Source organism: Desulfovibrio sp. (genome assembly GCF_047607245.1).
GTDB lineage: Bacteria > Desulfobacterota > Desulfovibrionia > Desulfovibrionales > Desulfovibrionaceae > Desulfovibrio.
The window spans coordinates 1-9271 of sequence record NZ_JASGDK010000139.1; the positions used below are offsets into that span (position 1 = coordinate 1).

General features: G+C 51.7%; 9 protein-coding genes and 1 tRNA gene. 8 read left to right on the forward strand and 2 right to left on the reverse strand.

What is annotated here, in order from left to right:
- From hisD to QM579_RS11040, 8 genes are all read left to right on the forward strand, one after another.
- Window positions 1-948: histidinol dehydrogenase (gene hisD / locus QM579_RS11005; RefSeq protein WP_414999191.1), on the forward strand; the 948-nt coding region annotated here is incomplete at its 5' end.
- A 26-nt stretch (window positions 949-974) separates the two neighbouring features.
- Entirely contained in the window at window positions 975-1856 is an 882-nt protein-coding gene (locus tag QM579_RS11010) for a phosphoribosylaminoimidazolesuccinocarboxamide synthase (protein ID WP_414999192.1), read from the forward strand.
- 359 nt (window positions 1857-2215) lie between these two features.
- Window positions 2216-2986 (forward strand): enoyl-ACP reductase, encoded by a 771-nt coding sequence (locus QM579_RS11015; RefSeq protein ID WP_414999193.1) that lies wholly within the window; start codon window positions 2216-2218, stop codon window positions 2984-2986.
- 434 nt (window positions 2987-3420) lie between these two features.
- Window positions 3421-3512: transfer RNA gene (locus QM579_RS11020), tRNA-Ser, on the forward strand.
- Window positions 3513-3680: 168 nt separating this feature from the next.
- Entirely contained in the window at window positions 3681-4064 is a 384-nt protein-coding gene (locus tag QM579_RS11025; RefSeq protein WP_414999194.1) for a phage tail assembly chaperone, read from the forward strand.
- A 185-nt stretch (window positions 4065-4249) separates the two neighbouring features.
- On the forward strand, window positions 4250-4951 hold the full coding sequence (locus QM579_RS11030; protein WP_414999195.1) for a DUF1919 domain-containing protein: 702 nt from the start codon (window positions 4250-4252) through the stop codon (window positions 4949-4951).
- A gap of 807 nt (window positions 4952-5758) precedes the next feature.
- Window positions 5759-6502, forward strand: a complete 744-nt coding sequence (locus tag QM579_RS11035) for a sulfite exporter TauE/SafE family protein (RefSeq protein ID WP_414999196.1) — start codon at window positions 5759-5761, stop codon at window positions 6500-6502.
- 620 nt (window positions 6503-7122) lie between these two features.
- Window positions 7123-7542 (forward strand): hypothetical protein, encoded by a 420-nt coding sequence (locus QM579_RS11040; RefSeq protein WP_414999197.1) that lies wholly within the window; start codon window positions 7123-7125, stop codon window positions 7540-7542.
- A 274-nt stretch (window positions 7543-7816) separates the two neighbouring features.
- Here the strand turns inward: QM579_RS11040 and pdxA are convergent, their stop codons facing one another.
- Window positions 7817-8806, reverse strand: coding sequence for a 4-hydroxythreonine-4-phosphate dehydrogenase PdxA (gene pdxA, locus QM579_RS11045; protein WP_414999198.1), 990 nt, complete (start codon window positions 8804-8806; stop codon window positions 7817-7819).
- Window positions 8803-9271, reverse strand: a 469-nt coding sequence (locus tag QM579_RS11050) for a nucleotide-binding domain containing protein (RefSeq protein ID WP_414999199.1), incomplete at its 5' end; no start/stop codon positions are given. The genes QM579_RS11050 and pdxA, both read right to left, overlap by 4 nt.

The following is a 9271-nucleotide window of genomic DNA, read 5'->3' on the forward strand; positions in this document are numbered from 1 at the left end:
CACGTTCTGCCAATGGACGCTGCGGGGCTTTATGTTCCCGGAGGCCAGGGCGGCAACACCCCCCTGATCTCCAGCCTGCTTATGTGCGCGATTCCTGCGCAGGTAGCTGGCGTGCCCCGCCTTGCCATTTGCACCCCACCGCGCAAAGACGGCAGCGTCAACCCGCATATTCTGGCCGCCGCCCATCTGCTTGATATTGAAGAAGTTTACCGGGTTGGCGGGGCATGGTCCATTGCCGCCCTGGCCTCGGGCACGGAAAGCATCGCCCCGGTGGATGTCATTGCCGGTCCTGGCAATATCTTTGTGACTACAGCCAAGCGCCTGGTTCAAGGCATGGTCGGCATCGACATGATCGCTGGCCCCAGCGAGGTTCTCATTCTGGCAGATTCTTCCGCCAATCCCGCATGGATCGCGGCAGACATGCTTTCTCAGGCAGAGCATGACACTCTTGCTTCTGCCATCTGCGTCACCGACGACCCGCGTCTGGCAGAAAATGTCCGTCAGGAACTGGACAAGCAGTGCATGGCCCTGCCCAGAGCCACCACCGCAGCCCGCTCGCTTGAAGAATGGGGAGCCATCGTGGTTACTCCCAACCTGAGCGTGGCCATTGCTGTGGCCAATATGGTGGCGCCGGAGCATCTGGAAATCTGCACGCGCGACCCGTGGGCGGTACTGCCCTACATCCGCCATGCAGGGGCCGTCTTTATGGGCCAGCACAGCCCCGAAGCTGTGGGCGACTACTTTGCAGGACCGAACCACGTGCTGCCCACCCTGGGCACAGCACGTTTTTCTTCAGCCCTTTCGGTGCAGACCTTCTGCAAAAAAACCAGCATTGTTGCCGCCTCATCGACATTTTTGCAACAAAATATGCAGGCCATCGCCGCTCTTGCCCGTATGGAAGGGCTTGAGGCGCACGCCCGCAGCGTGGAAGCACGCGCAAAAAAATAATCCGGCTGACAGTATCAGGAGCCCTCATGAAAGTTGTGGTCAAGACAGATATCAGCGCCTATCCCCTGCTCTCTCGCGGGAAGGTTCGCGACATCTATAACGTGGACGAAAAAACCCTGCTCATTGTCACCACAGACCGCATGTCGGCCTTTGACGTGATAATGGACGAACCAATTCCTTACAAAGGCGTGATTCTGAACCAGATCACTCTTTTCTGGATGGACAAGTTCAAGCATATTATTCCCAACCATCTGATCGAAAGCGATGTAAACCGTTTTCCTGCTGCACTGGCCCCGTGGAAAGACGAGCTTGAAGGCCGCGCCGTTCTGGTGCGCAAGGCCAGCCCGTTGCCAGTGGAATGCATTGTGCGCGGCTACATCACCGGATCCGGCTGGAAAGATTATCAGGCCACAGGTTCCCTGTGCGGCTACACCTTGCCTGCCAACCTGCGCGAATCCGACAAGCTTGAACCCGCCATCTTCACCCCCTCCACCAAGGCGGAGCTGGGGGAACATGACGAAAACATCAGCGTTGCCGCAGCTGCCCGCCTTCTGGGCGAAGACATGGCCCGCAAAGTTGAAGAAACTTCGCTGGCTATCTATGAAGCTGGCCGCACTTACGCTGCTGGCCGTGGCATCATCGTGGCCGATACCAAATTTGAATTCGGCATGATTGACGGCGAACTGTACCTCATTGATGAAGTGCTCACGCCGGACTCTTCACGCTTCTGGCCCGCCGATCAATACAAGCCCGGCCAGGGACAGCCCAGCTTTGACAAGCAGTACCTGCGCGACTGGCTGAAAAAACAGCCCTGGAACATGCAGCCGCCGCCGCCGCCACTGCCCGAAGACATCATTAAAGCCACGGCTGACAAATACAAAGAAGCCTACGAAATTCTTACAAAATAAACTTGCTGCTGGCGCGCCGTTTTTTATGGCGTCGCGCCAGCCGACAGGTCTTTGTCCCGCGCAGGGTCTTCATTTCTGCGCGTACAATAAAGCTGGGGCCATGCATTGTTTTTGCCATAGCATGCGCACTGAAGGGCTGCTCCAAGGAAACCGCCACAGCAAGACACTTGGCATGCTGACATGACGATTTGCCCCAAAAACAACAATATCACGCACATCCGGAACGCATAAGCGGACAACTGTACCGCACAGACGCTTCCGCAACAGTATTTATTACAACCGCTCCGCTTCCAGACGAAAAGCGGTGAAAAACAACCTTATGCCGGTCATGGCTGGCCCGCATTCTCCTAGGAGGACCCATGCTGCTGCAAGGAAAGAAAGCCCTTATAATGGGATTAGCCAACAATAGAAGTATCGCTTACGGCGTTGCCGCCGCTCTCAAGGCCCAAGGCGCGCGCCTTGCCTTTAACTATGTGGGCGACGCAATCAAAAAGCGCGTGGAACCTCTGAGCGAAGAACTGGGCGGAGAATTCACGTTCCAGTGCGATGTCTGTGACGACACGCAGATTGAAAATGCCGCAGCCATTGTTAAGGAAAAATGGGGCGATCTGGACATTCTGGTACACTCCGTGGCATTTGCCAACCGGGATGACCTTTGTGGCCGTTTTGTAGATACCTCGCGGGACGGATTCAAGCTTGCCCTTGAAGTTTCGGCCTATTCCCTTACCGGGCTGTGCCGCGCTTTTGAGCCGCTGTTTACTGAAGACGCCTCTGTGCTGACCATGACCTATCATGGGTCCACGCAGGTTATCCCCGGCTATAACGTTATGGGTGTCGCCAAGGCCGCTCTGGAAGCTTCTGTACGCTATCTGGCCTATGATCTTGGCCCCAAGGGCGTGCGCGTCAACGCCATCAGCGCTGGCCCCATCAAAACGCTGGCAGCTTCTGCCGTGTCCAGCCTCAAGGACATCTTCAACATGGTGGAAAGCAATTCGCCGTTGCGGCGCAACGTGACCACCGCCGATGTTGGCGGTGTGGCGGCCTTCCTGGCTTCTGATCTCGCCCATGCCGTGACGGGACAGATTCTCTATGTCGACAGCGGTTTCAGCAAGGTGGGCGCGACCGCCTAAGGGTGATGAATTATGGGCAACCTGACGCTCAACGCATTAGCTATCACTGTAATCTCAGCCTTGGGGCTCTGGGTTTTTTACCGTTCGGCCAGGATTGAAAAAAAACGGACGGACGAGGAACGCAAAAAGAGAGACCATCCAAAGCAGGATTAGGCAATGCTGACAAAAATCTTGCTGACTGTGGCTGTTGTGGGCGGCCTCTTCTGGATGCTGGTCAAAACTGGCGGCGGCATCTGTTGAATGGGCTTTCGCCTGCCACCCCTCCGGCGGAGGAATGAAAAAAAAGCTGATAGCGAGAAAACGCCGCCTGAAGAGGAATCTTCGGGCAAGTGACAAATGATTGAGCGGAATTAGCACATAATTTTACCATTTTTCTCTTGCCTTCTCTGTGCATATGCCATATACAGGTTCGGCTTTGCACGACAAAGCAATGCGGAGAGGTGTCCGAGCTGGTCGAAGGAGCACGATTGGAAATCGTGTGTACGTTAATAGCGTACCGAGAGTTCGAATCTCTCCCTCTCCGCCATATTTCAAGGGGTTACTGAATAACAGTAATCCCTTTTTCTTTGCCCTGATCATTATTATGTGTGATTTTTTGTGTGGTAGAGTCAAAAAGAGCTACGGCCTCGGTATCAACCCCAAGGTCGTGGAGGTATATTTCCGTCGCTCTAATGTGCTGCCCGCACGCTCGTGCATGGACAAAATCACAGGGGAGCCGGGCAAAATAACCCGCCGTGTGAATGACACTTGGACGCAGGTTGAAAATCATAAAGGCAAAAAAAGCTTCATTGGTCGCCCCCCCCACACCATCGACGAATATGGGCCATTGCCTGATGGATTTACGGAAACACTGCCTCCACTCACAGCAGAAGAACTGCTGGTCCAACTGCGAATGGTCCGTGACTGGAGGCTATACGAAACCGATAAATACGTATTGCCAGATTTTCCGATCAGCACCGAGAAAGCGGGAGAAATCAAAGCATACCGCAACGCATTGCGCGATCTGCCGTCACAACCCGGCTCGCCTGGAATGGCGGGCGAACTAACGCCGTGTCCGGAACTGCCGAGTGTGGGATAATTGCCAAATTGCGAAATCTGTCAAGTTGGGCCGCTCAGAGATGGGCGGCTTTTTCGTGAGGGATGTGATGGCAAGGCTTGTTTAATGCTCCAACACTGTAAATATAAAAAGATTGACACAAACTAGAGTTCAAAACTAAAGATAACAATTTCACTACCATAACGTATATTTTCAGACAGGTAAGAATGAATATCAAACGCATAGTACGCGGGATTTCTCGGCGCATTCATAGTTGCAATACTTACATTACAAACCGCTTTGAGAGACGTCGGCTAAAAAATGCAAAATTTATTCTAATTTCAAATAACTGCTGGGGATATTCTTTGTATGGTAATATTGGCAGACCCTACAACACACCATTTGTTGGCCTGTTCCTTTTCCCTGAATGCTATATAAAATTTTTGGAAAATTTTGAAAATTGTATAAATTTGACTGTAACATTTACTGATAATTCCAGATATATACAAACAACGCCGGGCTATCCAATAGGGATACTTCCAAATGGTATCGAAATCCACTTTATGCACTACAAAACTAGACAAGAAGCCCTAGACAAGTGGAATCGTAGGATGCAACGGCTTAAAGAATCTATGGAGAGAAACACCCCTATTTTTATTAAATTTTGTGATCGCGATGGATGCGAATACAGCCATTTACAAAGATTTCATAAACTGAATTTTAAAAACAAAATTTCTATTGGGATACGTATTTTTAATAGCAAAAATCATGTTTACACGCCTAAATTGGAAGATCCACAATGTGGATGTGCTTTGAGTGGGAATTTACTATATATCAAGCGGTATCATTATTTTGACATTACTGAGTGGATCTTGTCAGGTCAGATACATAGAACACTGTGGTCTCGACTATTCTCACTAGTGGATTAAAGTGCCCGGACGGGCTGAAATGGGTGGGGGAGGGAGATTGGAGTAGGACAACGCTATTCGTGATTTCATTCGTGATTGAGTGGGAGATAGGGTCATTTGCCTACCTCTTATTACCATTTCATGGCGTGTATACTGGATAAACATTGACACCATTAATGCTGTTCCACGATTGGAAATCGTGTGCACATTAATAATGTACCGAGAGTTCGGATCTCTCCCTCTCCACCACAAAGAATGATTAGAAGGTTTAATAAACGCTCATAAGCGTTCATGAAACCTTCTTTTTTGTTCATTTACCGCTTGTTTTACATCTATCAATGTTTCCTTGTGCCGCGACAGCCTACACTTTTTTTGGGGGCAACTATGGGGGCAACAATATCCGTGGTCCAGGAGTTGCCCCACCATACTATCTAGCACAAAGATTAAAGCCGCCAGCCAACCGGCAAAACCTACAGCTCGGCGATAAACGCAGGCTCAAGAGCAGACCAATTTTGAAAGACTTCACATTTCAAAGCTCACATTCTGCCCAAAATGCAATTGTGCCAGAATCCAAGTCGCGTTGGCCCCTCATGCAGGGGTAGAACATTTAAGCTCTCTCAAGGCTAACATAATCTAACGGTTCTCCCACACACCCAGCTTATTGGCGAATAGCTGTATCCTCACACGTATTTCATTTCTGAAATATTCTAACGCCTGCATCTGTCACTACGTTGACATCAGAATCCATCTCCATCATATTCCGCCCATTCAAACAGGTCACCCGTCAGGGTTTATTTTCACACGGCATTCATGAAGGCGCGGCTGTATATGCCCATTGATTTCCTCATTCCTTTGCTGGCTGGCGCTGCTTGTGGCGGCTTTATCAATGGATTGGCCGGGTTTGGCACTGCCCTGCTTTCACTGGGTATCTGGCTGCAAATAATGCCGCCGTGGCAGGCTGTTTCCATTGTGGCTGTCATGTCTGTGCTTAGCGGACTTCAGAGCTTGTGGCTGATCCGTCATGACCTGGGAAATGGAACAACCCGCCTTCCACGGTTTATTCTGCCAGCATTGATCGGGATACCGCTGGGCTCGGCAGCGTTGAACCTTATTAATGCTCAAGGGCTTAAACTGGCCATTGCGGGGTTCATGCTGCTTTATGGAGCCTTTTTTGCACTACGCCGCTCGTTGCCACAAATTGATCGGCAAATGCCTGTTGCTGACGCCACCATTGGCTTTCTTGGTGGAATCCTTGGTGGCGCGGCTTCACTCTCGGGCGTGCTGCCCACAATGTGGTGCGCAATGCAGCCGTGGTCCAAGGGTGAAACCAGCGCCGTACTTCGCCCTTACAATGTAACCATTCTTGGCATTACAATAGCTTTCTTCGCCTGGCACGGGTACTACTCGCAACAGACCCTGTTGTTCATAGCAATTGCCCTGCCTGCAACGCTTATTTCCTCACAAATCGGTATCGCTGTTTTCCGGCGGTTGACCGATGTGCAATTCCGCCGGCTTCTGGTCTGGCTGCTTTTCGTCTCAGGAGCTTTGCTGGCTTTACGCGAACTGGCATGACCCAATAGTGCCTTGCCTTTTTAGCCCACAGCGTAAAACTCATTTTGTTTTACCTGACGCCATTGCAGTCTCCTGGCTGTCATGCGAATGCAACCATCCTTCTTGAAACAACACCGTCGCATCAACCAGATTTTCGATTGGTTTATAAATCATGCTAAACAGTTGTGCATTTTCTGCTGACCTGATAGTCGGCAAAACATACGCAGCTACAGCGAAAATCCTCGCAAGACGGGCACGCGCTTGTCAGTTTTTTGTGGGAACATGAACACGGGTACCAGCGAAAATAGATGCTGATTTCTCACTGCCTTCAAACACAGTTGCCAGTGAGACCAATCTGCCTTTCGCTTGAAAGATGAGACTGCACGAGTATGAAATATCTTCGCGCAGCATTTTCCCCCTAGAGTTCACGGCACCCGCCCCACAAGTACTGTTTCTGACGCTCGACGTAGCGCCCTTTACCGGGCCAAACGAAAATGTACGTGTTTCAGCGTTCAGGGCAGTAAAGAACGGCTTATTCTCTTGCGAAAATAATCTGCGTATACAGATGCACTCGGGGCTTCTTAAGCGCCTCCTCGCTGTAGCAAGGTTGGACCAACTGATTGACCTTCAAGTACACCCTTTTGAAAAAAGGCACGCGGATGAAACTGAAACCTTTCGATAAAGTGCTGGTACGCCATGCTAAAACCGAGCCGTGGACAGCGACGTTTTATTCACACCGAGAACGCGAAGGCCATGTGACGCTGGACAGACGCGCTGTGTGGGCCGAAGGAAATATTCTTCCTTATGATGATAAAACTGGGCACCTTCTTGGCACAACAGATGACTTTGTACCGCCGATCGATGAAGCAACCCTGTTTACGTGCGGTCAATGGGTAGAAGTTCGTTGCGGGGCAGACAGGCTTTTCGTCAAGGTTCTGTACCTGTATTGCGACAAAACGTGGGACAAGCCAGTCCATTTTGTTTTTGAGCCCATAAGCAGCAAAAAGCTTGGTATTACAGCAGGCGAAGGCATTCGCCCAGTGCAGAACGCCTGCGCATAGTACCGCGCCTCTCCGGAGTTAAGCAGCTCTGGAACAAATTACGCCACGCCTGTTCGCGCCTGAATACGGAAATTCAATGCAACGCGCTGATGAAAATTCTCCGCCTTGGTAGCGCCTGAACCGGGCATTCAGGGTATAGCTGAAGAGTTTTTATTTTTGTGCTCACCCCGGTGAAGACGTCTTTTGTGAAAAATTCAAAGCAAAAAATCCCCGAGCCCGGCACTAGCCGGAATCGGGGATTTTTACGCTAACTGTACTACCGGGCCGAAAGGTCTTACCGGGCGCTCAGCACGGCTGCCTGACGCACAGCCTCAATAAGGCTGTCTTCACTGGCAATGCCCTTTCCAGCTATATCAAAGGCGGTTCCGTGGTCCACTGACGTGCGAATCACAGGCAGCCCGATGGTGATGTTCACGCCATCGGCAATGCCCATCACCTTGATGGGACCATGCCCCTGATCGTGATACATAGCTATCACGACGTCGAAGTCTCCTCGCCCGGCGCGGAAGAAAAGCGTGTCTGCCGGCAGCGGACCTTCCACATTCCACCCCTTGGCCTGAGTGGCCTTTACTGCGGGGACAATCTTGGTTTCTTCTTCGCCGTTGCCAAACAGTCCATTTTCACCTGCATGCGGGTTGATGGCGCAGACCGCTATGCGCGGATTGGCAATTCCAGAGCTGACAAGGGTATCGTGCGCTCTGGCGATGGTGCGCTCCACAAGGGCGGGCTCTATTTTATTAACTGCGTCAATGAGCCCGAGGTGGGTCGTAACGTGTACAACCCGCAAGGTGGGCGTCATGAGCATCATTGAGACTTCAGGTGTGCCCGTAAGGTGAGCCAGCATCTCAGTGTGCCCAGGAAACATATGCCCTGCGGCGTGCAACGCTTCTTTGTTCAACGGGGCCGTGCAAATGGCCTGTGCTTTACCCGCCAGCACAAGCTCGACTGCTTTTTTTATAAACTGAAATGCTCCTTCGCCAGATGCCGCTGAAACCACACCGAAAGGATGCCCCTTGGGAATGACAGGAACATCAATGCAGTCAATGGCGTCAGCCGCGTAACGGGCTTCATCAGGGTTAGCAAGAGCATTGACCGTGATTTTGCTGCCAGTAATTTTCACGGCTTCGCGCAGGCGCTCCGCATCTCCCACTACAAGAATTCTGGCCCAGGAAGCAATTTCCGGGCGAGCCAAAGCCTTGACGATAATTTCTGGCCCAATGCCGGAGGCATCGCCCATAGTGATGGCTACAATGGGAAGATTCAAGCCAATTCTCCTTTTTGATTTGCCGCGCGTATATATTCAAGGCATCGGGAGAGAGTGTGCTCCGAGCCGAACGAACCCGCTTTGGTGATAACAGGCAGAGTATGCTGCCCCAAGGTTAAACCGACGGGAACACCGCTTTCCACTTCTGTTACAAGCTGTATGCCGTGTATGCCCGCCCGGGCCATCAGCATGGCCGCGGTTTCGCCCCCTGTGGCCACAAGGCCGCCCGAAACCTCAAGGGCTTCGTGCAGCGCAACTGCCAATCGGCTGGCCAGTATGCCGCCTCTGGAAAGATCGGGATCGTCAACTTCAACAATCTCCGCCACAACATCCTGCCCGGCAAGCAGGGCTTCCCTGATTTCCCTTCCCCGCGCTTCAAGCTCAGCGTCGCTGGCTGAAGCCAGTTCGGCGGGTGTAAACGGCACATGCAGCACAGGCTTTGTATCAAGCACAACGCGCAGAGCC